This is a genomic window from Ochrobactrum sp. BTU1, from assembly GCA_018798825.1.
Classification (GTDB): domain Bacteria; phylum Pseudomonadota; class Alphaproteobacteria; order Rhizobiales; family Rhizobiaceae; genus Brucella.
In genome coordinates, this window is sequence record CP076355.1 from 86,260 (window position 1) to 109,760 (window position 23,501).

Genomic DNA, 23,501 nt, shown 5'->3' on the forward strand with positions numbered 1-23,501 from the left:
TATGAATATTCTCGTTACGGGCGGCGCTGGCTTCATTGGTTCGGCAGTGTGCCGGCATCTAGCGTCCGATCCTAAGATTAATGTCGTTAATTTCGATAAACTGACTTATGCGGGCAATCTCGCCTCGTTGCGTCAGATTGAAAATCATCCTAATTACAGCTTCCTTCAGGCTGACATCTGTGATGATACAAGTGTTTTAGAAGCCTTGCGGGCCAATGAAATCGATGTGGTCATGCATTTGGCTGCAGAAAGCCATGTTGATCGTTCCATTGATGGGCCAGGTGCGTTCATTGAAACAAATGTTGTCGGTACGTTCCGTCTTTTAAACGCAGCATTGGCTTACTGGCGCGAACTGCCAGAGCCACGCAAATCTGCGTTTCGGTTTCATCACATTTCGACAGATGAAGTGTTTGGCGATTTGCCGTTTGATAGCGGCATTTTCACTGAAGAAACGCCTTATAAGCCTTCTTCGCCATACTCTGCGTCTAAAGCAGCATCAGATCATCTTGTTCGCGCATGGCATGAGACTTATGGACTGCCGGTAGTGCTCACCAACTGTTCGAACAATTATGGACCGTTTCACTTCCCGGAAAAACTGATTCCGCTGGTCATTCTCAATGCACTAAACGAGAAGCCTCTGCCAGTTTACGGCGCAGGTGCGAATGTGCGTGATTGGCTTTATGTCGAAGATCATGCCCGCGCTCTGGCATTAGTTGCGACCACAGGAAAATTGGGTGAAAGTTACAATATCGGAGGTCGTGCGGAGCGCACGAACCTAAACGTCGTGGAAACGATCTGCGCTATTCTTGACAAGAAGCGTCCGCGCGCCAATGGCAACAGCTATGCTGATCTGATAACTTTTGTAACAGATCGTCCTGGTCACGATCGTCGCTATGCGATTGATGCGTCGAAGATTGAGCGTGATTTAGGCTGGAAGCCACAGGAGACCTTCGAGACAGGTCTCGAAAAAACTATTCAATGGTATCTTGATAATGCCTGGTGGTGGCAGCCGATCCGCAGCGGTACTTATACTGGCGAGCGCCTTGGCAGCACGTCAGCTAATGAGGCCACGGCATGAAAATCGTAATAACCGGGCGGGAGGGGCAGGTGGTCCAGAGCCTGCTCGAAAAGGCATCGCAATACCCTGGTCTCCAGGTGACTGCGCTCGGCCGTCCGGAGCTTGATCTGACAAAGCCGGACGCAGTACGCGATGCCATTGAGGCGATCAAGCCGGACTTTGTTGTCTCGGCCGCCGCTTATACAGCAGTGGATATGGCTGAAGACGAGCCAGAACTTGCCTTTGCAGTGAATGCCGCCGGGGCTGAAGCAGTCGCCGAGGCGGCTAAGACTTGTGGCGTTCCCGTCATCCATCTGTCGACCGATTATGTTTTTGCGGGGGACTCGAGTGAACCGTATGTAGAAACCGATATAACAGGACCTCGCAGCGCATATGGAAGTTCCAAGCTTGAAGGGGAGCGCTTGGTTGGATTAGCCAATCCAAAGCACATAATCTTGCGCACTGCGTGGGTCTATAGCCCCTTTGGCAAGAATTTCGTCAAAACGATGCTCAAACTGGCTGAGACACGCGACGCTCTCTCTGTGGTCTCTGATCAGTGGGGGAATCCAACTAGTGCGCTTGATATCGCCGACGCGATCATCACGGTGGCACAGCATCTGTCGGTAACGCCTGATTTTGCGTCGTACGGTGTGTATCACCTGGTCGGTACCGGTGACACCAATTGGAGTGACTTTGCACGCGCCGTTTTCACTGAAAGTGGAAAACGCGGCGGACCGACGGCTACAGTTGCAGACATTGCCACGGCTGATTACCCGACCAAGGCCGTTCGTCCAGCCAATTCGCGTCTTTCGACAACAAAATTCCAAGAGACCTTCCACTGGACAGTGCCTCATTGGCAATCGTCACTAAGGGACGTCGTCGCCAGGCTTGGCTAGAAATTGCAATGGAAAATCAATAACGTGGCATGCTTCAATGAGTGTTGCCACGTTCCTATTTGAATTGTGCGCACTACCCACGTTTGCTTTTTTAACTGAACTTTGTAGCGACGTGTGAAAAGTCTACCCAATTTCATTGTCAGAACTGGCACGGTTTTCGTGCCCTCCAATATTCCCAAAATCAGTTGTAGAGCCAGCTTTCGTTATGTAGCTTGGCCAAGGTATTAAATTTTCGAAATTGAAGATGTTCGCAGCGGGGTGGCGGAACGTGATAACTCTTGGGGGATCGCAATGTGATGATGATCTTTTTCCGGCAAACCGGCTTGTTCAGGCGGATATCGCACTAGTATTCGGGATGAACTCTCCAGAGCGACCCGCAAATCATGCCATCAATCTGTGGCATCAAGGCTTTGTACGCCGGTTACTTTTCACGGGCGGCTTCAATACTCAGCTAGGTGCTATCGAGGCTGAAGTCATGGCTGACTTGGCTCGCGAGGCTGGCATTCCCGATAAGGCAATTTTGGTTGAGAGCCGCGCCCGTCATACTGATCAGAATGCCGAATTTTCAGCGCAACTTTTACGCCAAGAAACCCCGCCACCCCGATTGCTGCTCGTCACCGTGCACTTTCATCTTCGACGCGCGCGCCTTGCGGTAGCGCGCTGGCACGGCCCGAGGGCGACCAGCGGTTGGAGCTGCTATGATAGCCGTCACTATACTGCAGAGAATTGGCGCCAATCTAACCGCGCACGGTCGGATGTGGCAAATGAAGCCGCCAAAATCCAACGGTATTATCTGGTCCCGGAGCAGCAGCTGTGAACGACAGTAGCCTGAGACCTGCTATAGCTAGCGGAGATGATATCCTCTCCCCTTACCCATCCTTGGCTGAAGCATTGATTGTTGGGTGCGAGATGGCGAAGGAGGGCCACTTCCTCAGTATCAAGCCGGACGGGCGACAGGTAAAAATGCTTTGGGGCGAAAGCCTTCAGCGTGCCTGGAGGATCGTCGCCGCGTTAAGGCGCGATGGTGTCACCGCGGGATCCGCGATAGTCTTGCGTTTGCGGGAGGCAGAGGAGATTGTCACTGCTATCCACGCCGGCATTTTAGGCGGGTATGTGATCTTACCAATGTCCACCCGGCCCGAACAACTTCTACCAGAAGCGGTCACTGCGGAATTTCCGCGGATCGTCGATATCGACGCTGCTGCATTCAATCGATTGACCCAAGGTGATGACGCCAGCTGCAAGTCTCCGTCTACGGGAGCACCGACCTATTTGCGCTTCGGTATTCCAACTTCGGGAACAACCGGTGCGTCTAGGCTCGTTGGCCTTTCCGACAGCGCCTCTTTGGCGCGCTGGTGGCCTCGAGTGCCGCAAGCCAGTCAAGCCAAAGGCTTTTTGTCTTGGACATCCTTCGATCACGTAATGGGCATCGGCCTAGCGATGCCTGATCTTCCCGTCAAAGTCCATCTCGCAACTCAACGGTTTGTTGCAAACCCACTGACATGGCTGGATGCTTTAGTATCAACCGGCGCGACCCATGCCACTACAACGAATTTCGGATTGGACCGGGTAGTCCGTGCCTTAGCTCTCACCCCTGACCGGAGGTGGGATTTGCAGCACATCCAACGTATCGGTATAGGCGCGGAAACCGTTTTGCCTGCAACAGTCGAAGCGGCGTTGCGCGCACTGGTTCCGCTTGGTCTGCGCGAAGATGCATTGATTGCGGGATACGGACTTTCTGAATGTGGCCCTGTTGTCGGAGGCGGCACCTCTTTGTTGCCTGGGCAAAAAGCCAGCGAAGGGGGGCTAGAACTGGACGGGCCAACAGCTGGACATGCTCTGCGCATAACCAATCCTGATGGTGTGGTGTTATCTGAGGGCGCAATTGGCGCAATCGAGGTTCGTGGTGTAACCATGACCTCAGGCTATATTGGCGATCCCGACGCAAATTCCCAGCTTTTCACTGCCGACCATTGGCTCAGAACAGGAGATTTAGGGAAGCTCCGCCTGGGCAAATTAACGGTAACAGGGCGCGAAAAGGAACTCGTCGTTGTAAACGCGAAGAAATATTCATGCCAGGAGATAGAAGCGCAACTACTTACAGTTCCGGGCTGTTCAGAGATTTATGCGGCTCCCTTATCTCCCGAATTTAACTTGTCCTCGGGCGCGCGATGCGGAATTTTCATTGTTTGCACCGTTTGTCCTGATCCTGAAAGGGTCGCAAAAGACGTCGCTCTCACCATGGCCAAGGCTTTCAATTTCGTTCCTGCGCGTGTTTCACTTATAAGTCCCGACCAAGTGCCCCGAACAGCCTTGGGGAAAATACGCCGACTGCATCTGCCTGATCTGTCGAGCCCCAATATCGCTTATCGAAGCCAAGCCAAAACCAGTACGCTGGATGAGTTTGGAGCCCTCTTAGGTATATGGCGGGAAATTCTAAAGCTTGAAGGGGATTTTGATGCTGACGAGGACTTTTTCCTTCTAGGAGGAGACTCGTTGATGGCGCTGGACCTGATCGTTGAAGTCGAGCGCGTCTATAACACAAGCCTCAATCTCCAAGATTTTGCTGAAACCTTAAGTTTGCGAAATGTCTCGCTGTATTTAAACGGCGTCAATGTCGGCTATACCCCTTCGCCCGACCCTTGGCTTGAGAAGATGCAAAATCTGATGCAGTCCTGGCCGGGAGAACCAGGCTTGGAGGGTGGGCTAATTCGTCGACTGAGCGGCGGAGAAACTCTCTCGAAAGGCGCTAATCTCTTCTGGTGCGCGCAGACCCCTATCGAAGCTGAAAATCTTCAAGAGACGCTTGGTACAAGGGTTAATAGTTTCATACTGCGCTCGGGCGCGTATTTATTTCATTACGACACAATACAATCGCAGGCTGCTGCTGAACATTATGCTAATGAAATCCAAAGACTTGCGCCTCACGGTCCACTCATTCTCGGTGGTAACTGCCAAGGCGCCACAATGATGAACGAGATTATCTCGCTCCTGCAAAGGGCAGGCCGAGAGATTGGTCTTTTCATCATAGCCGACACCGATTTTCCGCGACTGAGTAAAGACGAGGCTTTTGGTATGCCGGTGGCATTGATTGCCATGAGTGGAAGCCGCTTCAACCCTCAGCGCTGGTTCAAAGACCCAGTTGTCGGTCTGAGGAAAATCGCACCCAAGGGACTAAAGTTGTCGATTTTGCCCGGCCGTTATAGCGAGACTTGGCAAAAGCCATATAATGAATCGGCGGCCGATTTAGTATTTGAAGCAATAGAGTGGAGCAAATTGGCACCTGAGTCCGAGGGACTGCCAGCTCCCTTGCCCCTGAAAAGTGGGTTTTATAACCGTACGATTACATCGTTTCAGGAAAACCTGAAGCTAATTGCGGGCCAGGACTACGATCTACAACTGGAATTGACCAATACGGGCAACACAGTCTGGGCGCCTTATCAGAAAAGCGGGCTGGCTGTCGGCAATCACTGGCTTTCGACGGCTGGGGAGATATTGATCTGGTCAGATGGTCGCGAGCCCTTACGCGGTCCTTTGGAACCTGGAGAAAAAATCGCTATTACACTTAGTATCAGAGTACCCAACACCATAGGGTCCACCCTTATAGAAGTGGATCTGGTCGAGGAAGGGGTCCGTTGGTTCGGTGAAGTTAATGCTCCACCACTGCAGATTCCTGTCTTGGTGGAAGCTCCTGCGAAATATACCCCGTGGTGGCGAGCTCTCTTGCCTTTCCCACTGGCACAGCGCATCCGAAATAATGGATAGCTAACCTGAGCGCAAAATGCCGTAAGTGAGGCTGTCTGATTACGTTTGCTTGCTGCAAAAGAAAGGCGAAGACTTCAGCCCTGTCTTAAACCCGAGACGCTTACGAGGGATTACGCTGAGATGGAAGCGCTGCTACCGCAACCGGATATGAACGATAGGTTCGCAGCAATGAAGGTCGCGCATTGTTCCCCTGTAGCGAAACGAGCAGAGGGAAATCATTTCAGGTTGGAAAGGCACTGCAGGATATGCCTTCTCCGTACCATTGATATCGATTATTTTTGAAGTGTGGGGCTTCTGCGCCCCCTATTTCAGGCCGCAAGCAGGCTCGAGGTTTAAAATAAATAATTGTTAATTCGTTAATTGTCTATTTCCGCAATTTATACAGATACTTCCTGATGAATGTTGGCAATATTGAGTGATAAAAACGTTTGATTTGACTGTTGAACCGCTCAATCTCTGTAACTTTTTCAACCAAAGTCTGTAACGATTGATTAGTCGCATTCAATTGCAAAACTGCTTGCTCCGCACTCGCTTGTCCAATTCTCGCCATGCTCTCATAATTTTGCAGAGCATCAGATATAGCATCGAAGCGAGAGACCAAGAGAGCTTGATCATTACCCTTCTGGATCATTCCTAGCTCTGTAGCAATATTGAACCATTTCCGCTCAGGTATTGTTACTGAAAGTTCTTCAATCCACCTTGAGTTATCCAATGCGTAATCATTGTTTGCAGATTTTAAATGATCATCGATCGCCTGTTGATATACAACGAGATAAGCTTCGGTGTATTTATCAAGGCCCACAACTGAGCGGAAATATTCAGATACTCGAAAAGCATCTTCTGAATTATATGCGCCAATTGCTTCTATTAAATTTTCTACGTTTGTCTGTTGGGATAGTAAACCTACCCCTAAGTTCCAATCGCGCCAATTATTCATATTTTCGCAAGTCAATAAACCTGCGAAGCCGCGAGCGTCGCACACAACAACCGCGCAGCCAACCGAAGCAGCTTCAATTGCCATTCTGGCGGTCGCAAACACAACGTCGTACCTGATTAGTTCTTTTTCAATTTCATCGGAAACTCTTCCCGTTGCTGGACCTAGTTCATCCAGATCAATATTCATTTTTAAGCAAGCTTCACGTACGACCTTTTGATGATGATGATTTTTAGTCAACATAAGGCCACGCACAGGCTTCGTGGGAAGAACGCTGCGTGGGATGAACCGTGTTAAATCGACTGCATTATGGATGACGCTTAGTTTCTGCTCTGGAACGCCACATGCAATGCTCTTCCGTCTACACGCCTCGTCGACGGCAACCCATCTCTTAATTTGAGGGTGAACAATAGGTGCTTCCACCATAAAAACTGAACTGTGACACGTAAAGACAACGGGAACGTTGGGGAACCGAGCCATCGCAATTAAAGTCGGCGTTACATGGTGCGCATGAATTACGTCTGGTATTTCTTTGATGTCAGCAATTCTATCGTAGACTTGGAAGCCTTGGGTTCTCATCCGTTCGGCTAATTCCCCGATCCGAGGGGCGTACAAGAGGACTTCGTGACCCGCTCTGCGCAAGCCAACTGCGGTCAAAGCTGAGACAGTCTCAGTGCCCGAATTGGTCGAAATAAACATATTCGTTATCAAAATTCGCACGTCTTGTTATCCTCCAACTCCTAGCAATATTGTGATACATGAAGATGATAAAAGCGATAGAGGTCTAGATGCTTCAGGGCGACCATAATATTCTGATTTTAGCCCATCCGGGACATGAGCTGAGAATTCATCACTGGCTAGAGATAAACACGCCCACAGTCTATTTGCTGACGGATGGTTCGGGCGGTCAGATGGCTTCAAGAGTTCATTTTTCAAAGGACCTGATAGATCGATGTGGTGCAAGTTCTGGTGCTGTTTTTGGCGAGATTTCAGATAAGGACTGGTATGCGTCGATAATGGCAGGTAAAAATGATCTTCTCGCAAAAACCATTCAAACCATCGTTGATGATGCTCCCAAAAACTGTAGGGTTCAAATTGTTGCTGATGCTTTGGACGGCTATAACCCGATGCACGATATGGCATGGTTTATCGGCAAAATTGTCCATCATCGAATTGCGCAACACGCAACGGCCTTGCCATTTCTCGCTTCAGCAGCAACAACGAATGTGCAAGGCAGTGTTGAACTTTCTCTTCAGTTGAACGCAGAAGCGCGTGCAAGAAAAACTATGTCTGTCAAAAGCTATACGCCATTAGCTGAAGAAGCTCGAAGAATACTAGAACAAGATCCGCTAGCATTTGACGAAGAAAGATTGATATCACAGTCCTTTGATTGGAAAGCTGAATATAAACCCCTTTGGGAGAAGATTGGCAGACAGCGAGTGAATGATGGTATCTATTCGGATTGCCTGACTTTTCAGCAACACGTAAGGCCACTTCTTAAAGACCTTGTTCCTGACGAATAAATATCCACATAGTTGATAGTGAATATCTGCCACCTAAGCCTGATCCTCAGATAGGATGCGCGGCAAGGAAAGATGCGCCATGCTCCTCTTCAAGCGAGATGAGCAGATAGAGATCATATCCGTTCGGGCATAGAGAAGTGCCGCCCAAACCCGCGCAGTCGACCAAACTGCTTCTGAGCAGCTCGAAACCTCAGTCCGCGCTATTTTGGAAACGTTTTCCGTTGTTCTATATTTTTGCTTGACGTCAGGTACCAGTTTTAGATTATGGTAACGTTACCATATTCCGTACGCGGACAGTATTTCACCGATCTTGGACTGCGATTCGTACTTTATCGTTCTCATCTAGATTACCGCTGCGACTGCTGAGGAAAATCATTCATGGCCGATACCTGCGGTTATCCGAAAATATCGAGCAGCGATGATCTCAACCGCCGATGATTCCACAATCTTTTGATCCTTGTTTGCAAAGTTCAACAATAAACGTACTTTCAATCCGATTCACTCGTTATTAAGCCGTAAGATATCGGCATAAAGGCCCTCAATGCAGAATATGACGATCCCTACCGTTACTCAGGATCCCGTTGTTCGTGTTCCGGGTGACGATAGTGACCAAATTCCGCAGGATGGCAAACAAGTTCGTATCGAGGCGGTAGCGAAGCTCGCCGGGGTGTCGGCGATCACAGTTTCGCGCGCATTGAACAAGCCGGAAGTCGTTGCAGAAAGTACCCGCGTCAAGGTTGCTGAAGCTGTTCGAGCGACGGGATTTAGCCTTAATCCTCACGCGAGCGCTCTGCGTTCCGGCCGTTCAAATGTTGTGGCTGTGTTTATTTCCTCCATGGCAAGTGAACAGTTTCTGCAAGCTGCCGGCGCATTTTCGGACGTGGTGGAGGCGCTAGGGTTTGAGGTCGTTTTGGCCCGCACTTCTTACTCCTACGAGCGAGAGGTGCGATTAACGCGCAGCTTGTCGCAAATCCGACCGGCTGGAGCATTCATCACTGGCATGCTTGAACAGGAACTCAATCGGGATTTGTTTCGTCGCCTTAAAATCCCGATCGTCGAAAGTTGGGCTTATTGTGATACGCCGATTGATATGCTAGTCGGAATTTCAAATACCGATGGCGTTACCGCAATGGTCCAGTATTTGGCTGAGCGCGGTTATCGGCGTCCCGCTTTCATCGGACGTGCTTATGGTCGCGGACATATTCGGCATGTTGCATTTCAAAATGAATGCGCCCGGCTTGGGCTTGAGGCCGCGGGCTCCATACTTCTACCGACGGTTCGCTCAAAAGAAGACGGGCGAGTTGCTTTGTCTGAATTGTTACGCCAGCACAAACCGGATGCCGTCTTTTGCGCAAATGACCTTTTGGCTTGTGGTGCTTTGCTTGAAGCAAAAGCTCGCGGACTAAGAGTGCCTGAAGATATCGCTATTTCAGGCTTTGGAGATAGTGCATTGATGCAGGAATTGCCTCCTGGAATTACAACGGTCGCTGTAGACTCAATACATCTGGGTCGTTTGGCTGGGGAAATGCTCGCCGCGAGACTGATGAAGACAGGACCGCAAAAAGATAGAGTGCTCCTGCCGCTCACCTTGATCCAGCGAGGATCATGCTGATTACGGTTTTTTTCCCTTTGAATGAAGCAGGTCAGAGATCTGCATGTGAATGTAGCGCACATCGTGAGAAAGCCTCGATAAGCCGGGGGTGACCGAATTCTAAGCCGGCCAGCCGGCTGGGACGAGAAAAAAATCAAGTATCGAATGTTAACGTTGTCATAAATGCGAGATATATGCCATGATGAAATATGCCGGAATTGATCGGGACGCTGTAATCTTTCTCCTGTCGCGGTTTATTGAAATTCCCTCGATCAACCCAGCGTTTCGCACCGAGAATGATGGAGAAGCTTCTCATTTCGGAGAACAGGCACTGGCTGAAGCTTTGCACGAATGGTTTATGGCCGCCAATGTCGATTGTTCGATTGATGAAGTGACACCGGGACGGCCAAATCTAATCGCACGGGTAAAAGGGCGAAGTGGCGCAAAGAGGATGCTCTGGGAGGGACACCTGGACACAGTTCAAGTGTCCGGCATGGCAAATCCCTTCGTTCCTAGGATAGAGGGCAACAGGATATTCGGTCGCGGTGCCGTGGATGATGGGGCAAGCGTCGTCGCCTTTATGCTTGCAATGCGTGCATTAAATGCAATGCCGCCGCAGGCGGATGTCGATTTCCTCGCGGCGATGGACGAGGAGTTCAGTTATCAAGGGATTCTGCACTATCTTTCGCAAGAAAAGCGTTATGACTTTGGAGTTGCGGGAGAGCCGACTTCACTCAGGGTGGTCAGAGCCTGCAAGGGCACGGTGCGATGGTGGGTGGAGATCGAGGGTCGGAATGCCCATACAGGAAAGCCTGAAGAAGGGATCAACGGCATAACAATTGCCCGGCGGATTCTGGACCTCTATGATCTTGAAATGAGCCGTCGGACGCTTGTGCATCCATTGCTTGGTGCAGCAACATTGACCTGTACGGCAATTGAGGCCGGGATTGGGCCCAACACGGTTCCTGCGGTTTGTCGATTGCGCTTTGATTATCGATATTTACCAACAGAGTTGGGAATGGAAGTTCACGGTGCGTTCAAGGTCATTGCCGAAGCAGTAATGGCGGAATACCCTGATGCAATCGTGAGCGTTGAAGCACCATTTGTTGATTCTTCAGCGATGGATATCGCCCACACAAGCGATATTGTTGCGCACATGAGCAGAGTTTGCGAGCGTCATCACGTCGACCCGGAACCTATCGGCGTGCCTTATGGTTCAGATGCGACAAAAATGGTCAATAATGCAGCCATTCCAACAGTCATTTTCGGGCCCGGAAGCATCGATCAGGCGCACGCAATTGATGAGTTTGCTGAAATCGATCCGATAATAAAAGCTGCAAAAATGCTTGTTGATCTGGCTCATGACCTGGAGATACCGCTTTGATTGCGATGGGTACGAGGTCGTATCTCCATCTATTTCCACGCCGTAAGTTCGGCGCCAGTCTATCGTCTGGCGTCAAATGTCTGGATGAGACAGGGGAAAGCCATTCTTCGCAGATCGTTGCTTGAAGCAAGATCAGGATATGCAAATCAACGCGCGGCCCCGAAATGGGCCTCGCGCCGACTAATTAACAAGAGCATCCCAGACATTAAAATTTTTCGCTGAGTGAACCGAGAATTAGAATACACCCAGCGCTAGTTTGTCGTGGCGAAATCGCGGCGCGCCATCTTGAAGCGTATATAGCGTCCATGACCTCGGCATATTATGGCAAGACGTCAGGCAGGCAAACCGGCGCCACAGACTGTAACGGTAATCTTTTCCTCGGCTCGCGGTATATAAGCGCCTGACAAAATTGCGGCGACTGCCGCTGCCCCTGCAGGATCGGCCGCAATGCCCATTTCAAACCACAGCCACTGTGCGGCCTGGGCCATATGATCGTCCTCGATCAAAACGTATTCATCGACCACCTTCGAAAGCTGCGCGAAAAGCCTGTCATCCGTGCGGCGGCATGACATTGTGGGAATTGCGCTTTTAATTTCGGGAAGCGTGATCACTTCGCCAGCGAGGGCTGAATCGTGCAATGTGGGTGAGCCAAAAGGTTCGACCACAACGACCTTGATGGCAGGCCTTAAAGCTTTCAGCGCCGTTCCCGCCCCGGTGACAAAGCCGCCACCGCCCGCAGCGATAATCACCGTTTCGGTGTCCGGTCGATCCTCCAATATCTCAAGTGCTATTGTCCCTTGACCCGCGACAACAAAAGGGTCCGCAAAAGGATGAACATAAGTGGCTTTATTGTTCTCGGCGAATTCAAGGGCAAGCTGATTGCAGTGATCGAAGTCGGCACCGCCGATAACGGTACTTGCGCCCCATGCCTGCATTTTCGCTACTTTTTCTGCAGCCACCGATTCGGGTAAGAAAATAGTCGCGGGCACCTTTGCAATAAAGCCACAACGTGCGACTGCCAGACCATGATTTCCGCCTGAGGCGGCGACAAGTCCCTGCGCACGCACGTCTGGGGCAAGCGACATGACCCGATTTGCCGCCCCTCTCGCTTTAAAGGAACCGGAAACTTGGAGACATTCAAGCTTCAGGGAAAGCTCTCCGCGTGTGATCGGTGATTTTATATGGTTGGAAGCAATTAAAGGTGTCCGGCGAACATAAGGTTTTATACGCTGGGCTGCTGCTTGGATATCATCCAAAGAAATCATAGGCTTATCCCTTGCACTCAAGATTTTTTACTTCGCGTCCATGAATCTGCTTGACGATGCGGAATGATTACGTCCAGACTATGGTAACGTTATCATTGACGCTTTCAAAGCAGTTTTTGCGTCAGGAGTGAAGATGATGCGATGCGGAGGGAACATGTGCCAATGACACAATATCTGATGAGTGGAACAGTTCGCGGATACCCGGCCGATCTTGACGCGATACCCGCCTTCAAGATCGGCGAACTGGATATCGATCCTCGCAACGGATCAGCGTCGCTTCCGCTTCTGACATTGGATCCTTCTGCATGGGATCAGAACTGTGATGCAATGTTTACTTACGCTCGAGCAGTCGGCGCAAAAATAGCACCGCATGCCAAAACGCCGATGTCACCAGAACTGGCGCGCGATTTAATTAAGCGTGGAGCCATTGCGTTGACGGTAGCAGATACCCGTCAGGCTAAAGTCATGCTTGAGAACGGCCTAGACCGCCTGATTCTTGCAAATCAGATCGGAGGAAAAGCCAGCGGAGCGAGGCTCGGCCGACTGTTGGCCCAATATCCGTCGTCAGAAGTTACTCTTTATGTCGATAGTCTTGCTTCATTGGCAACTGCTGGCGAAGTCGCAACTAATGCCGGACGTCCAATCGATTTTCTGATCGAAGTGGGTGGTGGAAGAGCAGGGTCCAGAACGATTGAAACCGTATCCGCCATACTGGATGGATTGGCAGAGTTCCCAAATCTTCGGGCGGCTGGTATTGCCGCATATGAAGGAGCGTCTGTAACTGAAGATCCGCAGGAGACGCGACGCACGATTGCCGCGCTTCATGCGCTCGCCTCTGCGGCTTTCTCGCGCCTGCGTACCTTTCTACCGAATGATCGCCTTACGCTTTCTTCGGGTGGATCAAGCTTTTTCGATCTGGTAGTCGAGGATCTCGCCCCTCTCGTCAAAGCTGATGGAAATGCCGATCTGGTTTTGCGCTCTGGTGCCATCTTCTTTTGTGATCACGGCATCTACGCGCGAAGATTGGCTGATCTGGACCGCCGCAACGGCTTTGAACCGGCAGGCATTGGGGTAGCAAGCAAGGCTTTTAAGCCAGCACTTCTCGTCTATGCTGAAGTCCTTTCGCGCCCCGAGCCAGAACTTGCAATCTGCGGTATGGGAATGAGAGATGTTTCCTTTGATCAGGGGCTTCCTGTCCCGGTGTCCTGTTATCGTGACGGGAAAGCCATGGATATGCCCGAGTGGCCGGAAGTAATTAAGCTAAATGACCAGCATGCCTTTCTAAAAATCCCTGCGACCGCTGACCTGTTCGTCGGCGACATAATTGGCTTCGGCATATCGCATCCTTGTACAGCGCTTGACCGGTGGTCGTGGATATTTGTCACTAATTCTGAAGGCAAGGTAACTAACGCCTTGCCGACATATTTCGGGTAGGTCGATGTCTTCTTTGAACTTTCGTCCCCTATGGCGTTACGAGGATAATCTCATCGAAGGTGTTTATGTCACCTTGAAGCTTGCTCTCATGGCCGGCGCAGTGGGGCTTATACTCGGCCTCGTCTTTGCGCTTTTGATGGGGCGGGGTAATCGTCATGTTGGCCTTGCGATCCGCGCCTACATCGAGGTAATCCGTAATACGCCACCGGTATTGCAGATATTTATCATTTTTTTCGTCATGCCCCAAATAGGTCTGCGCTTGCCGCCATTTGAGGCGGCGGTTGTAGCGTTGACGCTCTATTTTGCGGCGTTTGTCACGGAAATTGTGCGTTCAGGTTTGAATTCGATCCCCAAGGCACAGATTGAAGCAGGCCATTGCTTAGGGCTGTCAAATTTGCAGGTGTTCCTCCATGTCGTGCTTCTGCCGGCATTACGTAACATCTATCCCTCGCTTACTAGCCAGTTCATCCTCCTGTTATTGGGAACATCAATCGCGTCGTTCATCTCGACCGAGGAATTGTTCCACACTGCAGCTTTCGTCGAAAGTCGCACCTTCCGTAGCTTTGAAGTTTACGCGCTTATCTCATGTATCTACGTGGCGATGGTCGTCGCGTTCCGTCTGCTCTTTTTCGTTTTCGGAAAGCTCGCTTTCCGTTGGCCCGTAACACGATAGGAGAAAACAATGCGTCCATTGGGCATGGTTGACGTGATCTCCTTTGCCACCGCGTTCCAGTACACCATCTTGTTGGTGCTACTTGCTTTGGTCATCGGCGGTCCGCTTGCACTGCTTTTTGCAATGATGCGTGTATCGCGGATAACGCCTCTACGTTGGTTCGCTGCGCTGATCCTCCAACTGATGCAAGGCGTTCCGCTGCTGGCACTGCTTATGTTTGTTTATTTTGGCCTGCCAGTCTTTCTCGGGGTGCGGCTGCCCCCGCTCATGGCGGTTACAGCAGCGTTTACGGTCTATACTGCTGTCTTTCTGGGCGAGATCTGGCGAGGCGGAATTGAGGCTGTTAAAAAAACTCAGTGGGAGGCTGCGGCTTGTTTGGGGCTTAGTGGATGGCAACAATTCGTGCATGTTATCGCCCCCCAAGCGCTCAAGATCGCGCTGCCGGCCAGCGTTGGATTTCTGGTTCAGCTCATCAAGGGAACTTCGCTCGCTGCTGTCGTTGGCTTTATTGAACTAACACGCGCGGGACAACTATCGGCAGCAGCAACGCTGCAACCGCTGCCTGTCTATATCACCATAGCTGCGATTTACTTCGCTATCTGTTCCCCGCTGACTTATTTGTCGCGCAAATTGGAGACACGTCTGCATGGCGCTCGTTGAAATAAAGAACCTGCGGAAATCATTTGGCACTCTAGAAGTTCTCAAAGATGTGATGCTAGTTGTCGACAAAGGCGATATTGTTGCACTTATCGGTCGTTCCGGTTCGGGAAAGTCCACATTACTGCGGTGCATAAACGGGCTCGAGGAAACGCAGGGCGGTTCGATAACAGTGGCTGGACAAGCCATCAGTGCCCGAATGGAAGGTCTCAAAGAATACCGCCAACGGGTCGGAATTGTTTTTCAGCAATTCAATTTGTTCCCTCACATGAACGTATTGAAGAATATAACGCTGGCGCCAATTCTGACAGGCAAGGTTGCCAAGCCGGAGGCGCGCGCTCTCGCAGAGGCATGTCTGACCAAGGTCGGCTTACTGGAAAAGATCGAAGCATGGCCCGAGCAGCTTTCCGGCGGGCAGCAGCAGCGCGTCGCCATCGCACGCTGTCTCGCGATGGCGCCAGAGTTGATGCTGTTTGATGAAGTGACTTCTGCACTTGACCCTGAGCTTGTGGGAGAAGTGCTCAAGGTGATGGAAGATATGGCGCATCAGGGCATGACCATGGTTTTGGTCACGCACGAAATGACGTTTGCCCGCAATGTCGCAAACAAGGTGGTTTTCATGCACGAAGGCCGGATTTGGGAAGAGGGTCATCCCGCAGATTTGTTTGGAAACCCGCAAACACCTGAACTGCAGGCCTTCATACGGCGATCACAAAACTAATCCAACTAAAAAAGGGAGAACCAAATGGGATTGAAAGTATTTCTAGCTTCTTTGAGCATGGCAGCGATGTTGCTTGCTCCAGTGTCGGCATATGCAGATAAATTACAGGATATTCTGGACAACGGTAAGATCCGAGTGGGTATCCTGCTCGACGTGCCGCCATGGGGCATGAACGATGCCGAAGGAAAACCTACGGGCTTGGATGTGGAAGTGGCGCAACTTTTGGCACAGGAACTCTCTGTAGAACTTGAGATCGTACAGGTTACTGGTACAAACAGAATTCCCAATCTTTTGTCGGATCAAACCGACATCATTATTGCTGCCATGGGAGCTACTTCTGAACGAGCCCAACAGGTGATGTTCTCGCAGCCTTATACTGCCGTACAGTTGGGCGTCTTCGGTTCTCCTGATATCGGTGCTTCGGAAGACATTTCGGTCCTGAACGGTCACACGATTGCTGTGGCACGCGGCACTACGCTGGATTTGTGGTTGAGTGACAATGTACCCTCGGGAGCCAAGCTAGCACGATTTGATGACGTGCCAGGTGCCATGGCGGCCTATCTCGCAGGACAGGCCGATATGTTGGCCGAAAACAGTGCCATCATCAGCAATCTGCGCCGGGATCGGCCTGACACCAAGCTTGAGCCTGTCTTTGAAATTCGCCAGTCGCCCGCGCATATAGGCGTCGCGATGGGCGAACACAATCTACTGCAATGGGTAAATACCTTTGTTTTCACGAATGTAATCAATGGAAAGTTATCCGCTCTGCAGGAAAAGTGGTTCGGCACGAAACGCGAACTGCTGCCAGCTCTGTAGCAATAAGTTTGGCGTCCCTTATTGAGGGCGCCAAGCACGTTCTTTCAAAACCTCTTCGTGAGGTTGCATGGTGGCGCATTGTTTGCGCCATTTGTAAGTATTCTCACCACGAGCAAGGAAAATATCATGTCTATAGTGCGCCACGGAGTTGGCACAGGCAAAGGGTCCGGCCAACGTTCTCTTCCATTTGCTAAAGCCACTGAAGCGGACGGCTGGCTTTATGTATCGGGTCAAACTCCGATGCGTGATGGTGAGGTTGTTGGCTGCGGCATCGTTGAGCAATCACGCATCGCCATCGAAAATATGCTTCAGATTTTGCATGATGCGGGTTACGCAGCAGAAGACATCATGCGCGTTGGTGTATGGCTTGACGACGCGCGCGATTTCTGGAGCTTTAACGGTGTCTTTGAAACATTTTTTGGAGAAAACCCTCCCGCTCGTGCTTGTGTGCAGTCCAGTATGGTTGTGGATTGCAAGGTCGAGGTTGACTGCATTGCTTATAAGCGCAAATAGCCGCTCGGCAGCACCCTGCACATCCACCGGTCTACTTCACTGCATGGTCATGAACATAAGTGTGGCCGATCGTGGCATTTCAGAAACGTAGAGCATGAACTCGCCACGAATATCGGACCATTCGTCGTTTCGAAGCCAGATACCGACGCCAGCCGTAGATTACGCAAGTCTGAACTATTTTTGCTTCCAAATGGTGCGGCGGATAAGATGGAATTTATTTGTATCTTATGTGCGACGTTGTCTGCGAATTTCTTTCGAAAGCGCAGTGGCGAAACGGACATCCAAAGTCATCACTACGCAGCCTCTAATCATCTGACCACGCTGCAACGGCTAACGGCGCTGCTTACGCCGAGTTCAATATGGGCATTGCCTCGATCGAGGACGAAGATAGATTTCTTTCAACATTTTATCGCGCACAGAACTCTTGATGATGCTGACGTGCTGTCCTTCAAAGAGTTTCCTGCCGCGATGCCTCGAATTCCCTAGACCAATGCGAAGATCGCATTCCAACTGAGTTCTGGCAGTAACAGATATGAAGTGATGGGTGGTTAGGCCCCGTTCCGATTGCTCGAATATTTGGGCTTAGCCCGCTTCTGGACATACACTGGCTTTTTCCGACGGCATACTGGCAAGGAGATTTGATGTGACGGAGTGCAACCTCTTCAAAGCGATCTCTTGTTTGCTCTAAACAGTAGTGAAAAACCGTTCTTCCTTATATCTTATATAAAAAGCATTTTTAGGCGCAGTCGATACAGTCAGTTGATTTTGTCGCCCTACATAAAGCTCAAACGAATATTTATGCTCTCAAGCATATCAAGTGCCTGAACCAACAAACGAAAACTCTGATTTTGCTGCAACAGAAAAACTTTATCAATCACATCCTGAATTAGCGTTAAATTCAGCTTCATGTTCATATCAGACAAGATCTGTTCGTATTGTCATAGACAATCGATACGGTCCCGAGAATTCTATGGCCGGGTAGTTATCGTCTTCGAGGGGTCGTCTCAGCAACTATTATGAAATGCAATCGTATGGCATTATTTCTCGCAGAGTTTTATACTTTGCGCGTGATCCTACTTGTATTCAAAACGCAGATTCTATTGCCATAGATAAGCATTCTCTCAGTAGTTCGAGTTCTGTTTCATACGGACCCTCGAAGCTCAGTTTCGGATTGAGGAGAGAGTCATGGTTGCAGTTATTACGAATAAGGCGAGTGGCAGTTCGCGTACCATTACGGGTGATAACATCATTCTTTCTGGGCCAAGCGTGGTTAAACTAACGCTCAATCCAGATGCGATTGCCCAATATCAGCGAGTTGGCGACGACCTCCTTATTCGACTGCATAATGGCGAAACAATCCGAATTGTTCATTTCTATACGCATTATCAAGGCGGTGAGGATAACGACCTCGTCTTGCAGGACAGTGATGGCAAGCTATGGGCCGGAAATCACAGCGACGGTCTCGCGGATTTCAATTTTTCCGAAATACAATCCGTTGATCAGTTAGCTGGTGGCGGTGGTGATGCAGGCCCAGTTTTACTAGGTCTACTTGGTTTGGGAGCTGTAGGCGCTGCTATCGGAGCGGCATCAGGTGGCAGTGACGACAGCGATGCAGACGCAGATTCTGACGCTGATGCCGATGCCGACGCTGATGCTGACGCGGACGCTGATGCGGACGCCGACGCCGACGCTGACGCCGATGCTGACGCCGACGCAGATGCGGACGCCGATGCTGACGCCGACGCGGATGCTGACGCCGATGCTGATGCGGATGCCGATGCGGACGCTGACGCGGACGCAGATGCCGACGCTGACGCCGATGCTGATGCTGATGCTGACGCCGACGCGGATGCTGACGCCGACGCGGATGCTGACGCCGATGCTGACGCGGACGCCGATGCTGACGCCGATGCGGATGCCGACGCCGATGCTGATGCGGACGCCGATGCTGACGCGGACGCTGATGCTGACGCGGATGCTGATGCTGATGCTGACGCTGACGCCGACGCCGATGCCGACGCGGACGCCGATGCGGATGCCGATGCTGACGCAGACGCTGATGCTGACGCTGACGCCGATGCTGATGCTGACGCGGACGCCGATGCGGATGCGGACGCCGACGCCGATGCGGATGCCGACGCTGACGCCGACGCGGATGCTGACGCCGACGCGGATGCTGACGCCGATGCTGACGCTGACGCCGACGCTGACGCCGATGCTGATGCTGATGCTGACGCCGACGCGGATGCTGACGCCGACGCGGATGCTGACGCCGACGCGGATGCTGACGCCGACGCGGATGCTGACGCCGATGCTGACGCGGACGCCGATGCTGACGCCGATGCGGATGCCGACGCCGATGCTGATGCGGACGCCGATGCTGACGCCGATGCGGATGCCGATGCGGACGCTGACGCCGACGCGGACGCCGACGCCGACGCGGACGCCGACGCGGATGCTGACGCCGATGCGGATGCCGACGCTGACGCCGATGCGGACGCTGACGCCGATGCCGACGCGGACGCTGATGCGGATGCGGACGCTGACGCCGATGCCGACGCCGATGCTGATGCGGACGCCGATGCCGACGCCGATGCGGACGCTGACGCCGACGCGGACGCCGACGCCGATGCGGATGCCGACGCTGACGCCGATGCCGATGCTGATGCTGATGCTGATGCTGATGCTGACGCTGATGCTGACGCTGATGCTGACGCGGACGCCGATGCTGACGCCGATGCGGATGCCGACGCCGACGCGGACGCTGACGCCGACGCGGATGCGGACGCCGATGCTGACGCCGATGCGGATGCCGACGCCGACGCGGACGCTGACGCCGATGCGGACGCTGATGCTGACGCGGACGCGGACGCCGATGCGGATGCCGACGCGGACGCCGACGCGGATGCTGACGCCGACGCGGACGCTGATGCTGATGCGGACGCTGACGCGGACGCCGATGCGGATGCCGACGCTGATGCTGACGCAGACGCTGATGCCCCTGACGCCCCTGGCGTTACCGTTGGTGAGGACGGCCGCACGCTCACCATAACTGGTGAGCCAAATAGCACTGCTACAATTTACGATGCAGAACGTGGTGTGATAGGCACCGTTCCTCTCTCCGACGAGGGTACGGCTACGTTCGTACTAGAACCAAGTAACGGCCAGGACGTCAGTGTTACACTGACTGATGCAGCAAACAACGAGTCGTTGGAAACACCGGCCACTGTACCAGACACGCTTGCTCCTGCAGCGCCGACAGTCGAGGTTTCTGAAGACGGACTTTCGCTAATCATCAGCGGTGAACCAAACACTACAGCCAACATTATCAATGCTGCTGGTGATGTGATCGGAACCGTTGAACTAGGAGAAGAAGGCACAGCGACTTTCCCGGTTGAAGCCAGCAATGGTCAGGAAGTCTCTGTCACGCTGACAGATGGTGCTGATAATGAATCGGCCGGCACACCTGCGACTCTGCCAGACACACTTGCTCCTGCAGCACCGACAGTTGAGGTGGCTGAAGACGGACTTTCGCTAATCATCAGCGGTGAGCCAAACACTACAGCCAACATTATCAATGCTGCTGGTGATGTGATCGGAACCGTTGAACTAGGAGAAGAAGGCACAGCGACCTTCCCGGTTGCAGCCAGCAATGGTCAGGAAGTCTCTGTCACGCTGACAGATGGTGCAGATAATGAATCCACCGGCACACCAGCAGTACTTCCGGATACGCTTGCGCCGGAACCGCTCGCTGTCGAACTCGATAACGACACGGGAATCGCGGGCGATGGGATAACGAGCGATGGAACTGTTTCCATCGACGGGCTCGAAGATGGCGGAAGATGGGAGTTCTCAACGGATGGAGGAGAGACCTGGCAAAACGGAGTAGGCACCAATTTCCAAGTCCCAGCAGGCGTTTACCAGGACGGGCAGGTGCTTGTTAGGCAGTACGATGCTGCGGAGAATGTTAGCGAGAGCGCTTCTCTTGGCGCAATATCGATCATCGATATCGCTGCCGCTGATGATGATGCAACAGCGGATCTGGGAAGCCGGACGTCGACCACGCAGGCACCGATAAGCGACGAAAGCCTTGAAGTGCTAGGATTGTTGGATACTGGCGCGCCGACTAATGGTGTACCTGTGACTGTCGCCGCAGGTTCGACGGGCGATCTTTCAATAACTGTCACACAAACCGCTCTGATTGCGGTTGCAGACGCATTCAATATCGAACTTTATGACGCGAACGGCAATCTTGTGGCGGTTGCTACAACTGGCAATGATCCTCTGGTTGGAGATATTGCTGGAATTACAATCCTTGGACTAACCAGTGACAACACGCTCACGGCCAACTTCACGGGACTAGCGCCGGGTAATTACACAGTCGTGGTTCGAAAAGGTGACAGTGCTCTTGGTACCTTGTTGGACGCTGATGGTGATGGTGTATCGCTGGAAGAACTTGGACAGGGTGGCGTTGTCCTCGGAGCGGAAAATCAGGCGCTTGTATTGGATGCCGTGGAAGACGCGCTTGGTCCGGTCCTGGGAGGGACTGTCAGAGGCGTATTGGAACTTGCTCTGGGAACCGTCGATGCTCTAGGCGCGGGACAGCTTGTTGAAGTTCTCTCGACCACCTTAGCAAATCTGGGACTTACTTCTGCACTGGATCAAGTATTGGGCGCGGTCGCAGATGCATTGCTTAGCAACACGTTGACACTCCTTCAGGATACTTCTGTCACAGCTACACTTACCGAACATACTTTCGCGAATGGAAACACACCTATTAGCGGCAATGTCATTGATCCGGACGGTGGCGTGGAGGGTGAAGCTGGCCAAGACAGTGTGGTGCCAGGAACGCAAGTGACACAGGTCGTCAACAGTGAAGGAGATATTGTCGAGATAGGCCCAGATGGGGCAACCATTGAAGGTCTTTATGGAACCTTGGTTCTACAGTCGGACGGTAGCTATACCTATACACCGAACGGCACTCCGGCGTCGGTTGGCCAGACAGACACGTTCACCTACACGATTTCGGATGGCATCAATACAGCGGAAGCTAACCTTTCCGTCGAGATCGACGGTGCAAGATTGGCGGCCGATACAGCACAAGCCGGTATCGAATATGACTATCTCGTCACGGATGGTATCGATATTCCTAATGCTCTGAGTTATTCATGGACCGCTGTTGTATTGGGGGCGCCGATTGGAACAACGGGCTCACTCATAGGACAAAGCTTCGAAGTCGAAGCCAACACGACACAAGACGTCACTCTAAGTATTAACACAGGGAGCCTGCTTGCGCTTGGCAGCGGTGTTACCGTTTTCATTGACGTAAACACTGGCGGAAACAATTGGGTACCGTACGCGACTTACAATACTTCGCAATTATTGAGCTTGTTAGGCAGTGGCGGTTCTGGTGACATATTGGTCTCGGGTATTCCTGAAGGCGACTATCGCGTACGTACGGCACTAAACTTCAGCGTCGTGTCTGTCGCTGGTGGTGTGACGGTCGGCGTTGAATCTGAAGTCAATCATCTGGATGAGTTTGTACAAAGTCAGGTCTACAGTGCAAACGGCGATCTCTTTGAAAATGATCTTCTGAATGTCGAACCGAGTTCTTTGTCTATCTCAACTGATGGTATCGATTTCACGGAAGTTGTGACCGGAGGATCTCTTACTGTCGCAGGGTCGTTCGGTTCACTGCTGATCAATTCGGATGGAACTTATACCTACACACCTGATGACCGGGCAACGTTCGGAACGTCGACCGACACATTCTACTATCAGGTTGAGGTAGATGGCCGGGTTGAAGAAGCGAGCCTTACAGTCACTATCAATGGAACGCTCCAAGGCGAAGAGAATGTCGGCAATCCCGTAAACGTTGCCTTTGAATTGTCTGCGTCTGACGCGGATGTAATTCCGATGCACGAACTTGCACCAACTGGAAATGAAAACGGTGACTCAGATGCTGGCGAAACCCCAGCTCAGCATAGCCTGACAGAGGGCATATTGCTCGACGATGGCAGTGGTGAAGTGACATTGCCGTCAAGCAATGACCAGCCGTCAAGCAATGACAGTGCCACACAGACATCTGACACGGGTCTGGGTACGGCTCCAGTCGAGGAAACGGCCTCAGTGGATGATCCGCTCGGACATCTGGTGCCAGATCCGCTCACGCAGGAGGACGATCTTCTTACGACACATACTGTCTGATCTTTCAGCTTCCACCCTCCGCCGCTGAGTTCTTTGGCGGCGGAGGTTCAGATGACAGATCACCG

Annotated in this window: 16 protein-coding genes; 14 read left to right on the forward strand and 2 right to left on the reverse strand. The window is 51.9% G+C overall.

Annotated features, from left to right (window positions below; genetic code table 11):
• Position 1: 1 nt before the first annotated feature.
• From rfbB to KMS41_11810, 4 genes are all read left to right on the forward strand, one after another.
• Positions 2–1,078: a dTDP-glucose 4,6-dehydratase gene (rfbB, locus tag KMS41_11795; GenBank protein QWK79619.1), complete on the forward strand. Its 1,077-nt coding sequence runs from the start codon at positions 2–4 to the stop codon at positions 1,076–1,078.
• On the forward strand, positions 1,075–1,953 hold the full coding sequence (gene rfbD, locus KMS41_11800; GenBank protein ID QWK79620.1) for a dTDP-4-dehydrorhamnose reductase: 879 nt from the start codon (positions 1,075–1,077) through the stop codon (positions 1,951–1,953). Before rfbB ends, rfbD begins: the two co-directional genes overlap by 4 nt.
• Before the next feature lie 268 nt (positions 1,954–2,221).
• On the forward strand, positions 2,222–2,770 hold the full coding sequence (locus tag KMS41_11805) for a YdcF family protein (protein ID QWK79621.1): 549 nt from the start codon (positions 2,222–2,224) through the stop codon (positions 2,768–2,770).
• Positions 2,767–5,718 carry an AMP-binding protein gene (locus KMS41_11810; protein QWK79622.1) on the forward strand — a complete coding sequence of 984 codons (2,952 nt, stop codon included), beginning with the start codon at positions 2,767–2,769 and terminating at the stop codon, positions 5,716–5,718. Before KMS41_11805 ends, KMS41_11810 begins: the two co-directional genes overlap by 4 nt.
• 364 nt (positions 5,719–6,082) lie before the next feature.
• On the opposite strand, the gene KMS41_11815 is transcribed toward KMS41_11810, so the two are convergent.
• The gene (locus tag KMS41_11815; protein ID QWK79623.1) at positions 6,083–7,351 is read right to left on the reverse strand and encodes a glycosyltransferase; all 1,269 of its coding nucleotides are present in this window, start codon (positions 7,349–7,351) and stop codon (positions 6,083–6,085) included.
• 89 nt (positions 7,352–7,440) lie between these two features.
• Between KMS41_11815 and KMS41_11820 the strand changes: the two genes are divergently transcribed.
• The 3 genes from KMS41_11820 to KMS41_11830 all read left to right on the forward strand — a co-directional run bounded on the left by KMS41_11820 (position 7,441) and on the right by KMS41_11830 (position 11,150).
• Positions 7,441–8,175, forward strand: a complete 735-nt coding sequence (locus KMS41_11820; GenBank protein ID QWK79624.1) for a hypothetical protein — start codon at positions 7,441–7,443, stop codon at positions 8,173–8,175.
• 541 nt (positions 8,176–8,716) lie between these two features.
• On the forward strand, positions 8,717–9,787 hold the full coding sequence (locus tag KMS41_11825) for a LacI family DNA-binding transcriptional regulator (protein QWK79625.1): 1,071 nt from the start codon (positions 8,717–8,719) through the stop codon (positions 9,785–9,787).
• 178 nt (positions 9,788–9,965) lie between these two features.
• A complete protein-coding gene (locus KMS41_11830; GenBank protein ID QWK79626.1) occupies positions 9,966–11,150 on the forward strand; it encodes a M20/M25/M40 family metallo-hydrolase in 1,185 nt (394 codons plus the stop codon).
• A 332-nt stretch (positions 11,151–11,482) separates the two neighbouring features.
• On the opposite strand, the gene KMS41_11835 is transcribed toward KMS41_11830, so the two are convergent.
• Positions 11,483–12,415, reverse strand: a complete 933-nt coding sequence (locus KMS41_11835; protein ID QWK79627.1) for a pyridoxal-phosphate dependent enzyme — start codon at positions 12,413–12,415, stop codon at positions 11,483–11,485.
• A gap of 162 nt (positions 12,416–12,577) precedes the next feature.
• Between KMS41_11835 and KMS41_11840 the strand changes: the two genes are divergently transcribed.
• From KMS41_11840 to KMS41_11870, 7 genes are all read left to right on the forward strand, one after another.
• Positions 12,578–13,849: an alanine racemase gene (locus KMS41_11840; GenBank protein ID QWK79628.1), complete on the forward strand. Its 1,272-nt coding sequence runs from the start codon at positions 12,578–12,580 to the stop codon at positions 13,847–13,849.
• 13 nt (positions 13,850–13,862) lie between these two features.
• Positions 13,863–14,522, forward strand: a complete 660-nt coding sequence (locus KMS41_11845) for an amino acid ABC transporter permease (GenBank protein ID QWK80234.1) — start codon at positions 13,863–13,865, stop codon at positions 14,520–14,522.
• A 9-nt stretch (positions 14,523–14,531) separates the two neighbouring features.
• Positions 14,532–15,182, forward strand: a complete 651-nt coding sequence (locus tag KMS41_11850) for an amino acid ABC transporter permease (protein ID QWK79629.1) — start codon at positions 14,532–14,534, stop codon at positions 15,180–15,182.
• Positions 15,169–15,900 (forward strand): amino acid ABC transporter ATP-binding protein, encoded by a 732-nt coding sequence (locus tag KMS41_11855; protein QWK79630.1) that lies wholly within the window; start codon positions 15,169–15,171, stop codon positions 15,898–15,900. The genes KMS41_11850 and KMS41_11855 overlap by 14 nt, the downstream gene beginning before the upstream one ends.
• A 24-nt stretch (positions 15,901–15,924) precedes the next feature.
• Positions 15,925–16,716 (forward strand): transporter substrate-binding domain-containing protein, encoded by a 792-nt coding sequence (locus KMS41_11860; GenBank protein QWK79631.1) that lies wholly within the window; start codon positions 15,925–15,927, stop codon positions 16,714–16,716.
• Positions 16,717–16,842: 126 nt separating this feature from the next.
• Positions 16,843–17,229 (forward strand): RidA family protein, encoded by a 387-nt coding sequence (locus KMS41_11865; GenBank protein QWK79632.1) that lies wholly within the window; start codon positions 16,843–16,845, stop codon positions 17,227–17,229.
• Positions 17,230–18,414: 1,185 nt separating this feature from the next.
• On the forward strand, positions 18,415–23,436 hold the full coding sequence (locus tag KMS41_11870; GenBank protein ID QWK79633.1) for a BapA prefix-like domain-containing protein: 5,022 nt from the start codon (positions 18,415–18,417) through the stop codon (positions 23,434–23,436).
• Positions 23,437–23,501 lie beyond the last annotated feature (65 nt).

Excerpts from the sequence above, each read along its gene's own strand:
- rfbB (QWK79619.1), top strand. The coding sequence starts at position 2 with ATGAATATTCTCGTTACGGGCGGCGCTGGCTTCATTGGTTCGGCAGTG.
- rfbD (QWK79620.1), top strand. The coding sequence starts at position 1,075 with ATGAAAATCGTAATAACCGGGCGGGAGGGGCAGGTGGTCCAGAGCCTG.
- KMS41_11815 (QWK79623.1), bottom strand. The coding sequence starts at position 7,351 with ATGTTTATTTCGACCAATTCGGGCACTGAGACTGTCTCAGCTTTGACC.
- KMS41_11820 (QWK79624.1), top strand. The coding sequence starts at position 7,441 with ATGCTTCAGGGCGACCATAATATTCTGATTTTAGCCCATCCGGGACAT.
- KMS41_11825 (QWK79625.1), top strand. The coding sequence starts at position 8,717 with ATGCAGAATATGACGATCCCTACCGTTACTCAGGATCCCGTTGTTCGT.
- KMS41_11830 (QWK79626.1), top strand. The coding sequence starts at position 9,966 with ATGATGAAATATGCCGGAATTGATCGGGACGCTGTAATCTTTCTCCTG.
- KMS41_11835 (QWK79627.1), bottom strand. The coding sequence starts at position 12,415 with ATGATTTCTTTGGATGATATCCAAGCAGCAGCCCAGCGTATAAAACCT.
- KMS41_11840 (QWK79628.1), top strand. The coding sequence starts at position 12,578 with ATGACACAATATCTGATGAGTGGAACAGTTCGCGGATACCCGGCCGAT.
- KMS41_11850 (QWK79629.1), top strand. The coding sequence starts at position 14,532 with ATGCGTCCATTGGGCATGGTTGACGTGATCTCCTTTGCCACCGCGTTC.
- KMS41_11855 (QWK79630.1), top strand. The coding sequence starts at position 15,169 with ATGGCGCTCGTTGAAATAAAGAACCTGCGGAAATCATTTGGCACTCTA.
- KMS41_11860 (QWK79631.1), top strand. The coding sequence starts at position 15,925 with ATGGGATTGAAAGTATTTCTAGCTTCTTTGAGCATGGCAGCGATGTTG.
- KMS41_11865 (QWK79632.1), top strand. The coding sequence starts at position 16,843 with ATGTCTATAGTGCGCCACGGAGTTGGCACAGGCAAAGGGTCCGGCCAA.
- KMS41_11870 (QWK79633.1), top strand. The coding sequence starts at position 18,415 with ATGGTTGCAGTTATTACGAATAAGGCGAGTGGCAGTTCGCGTACCATT.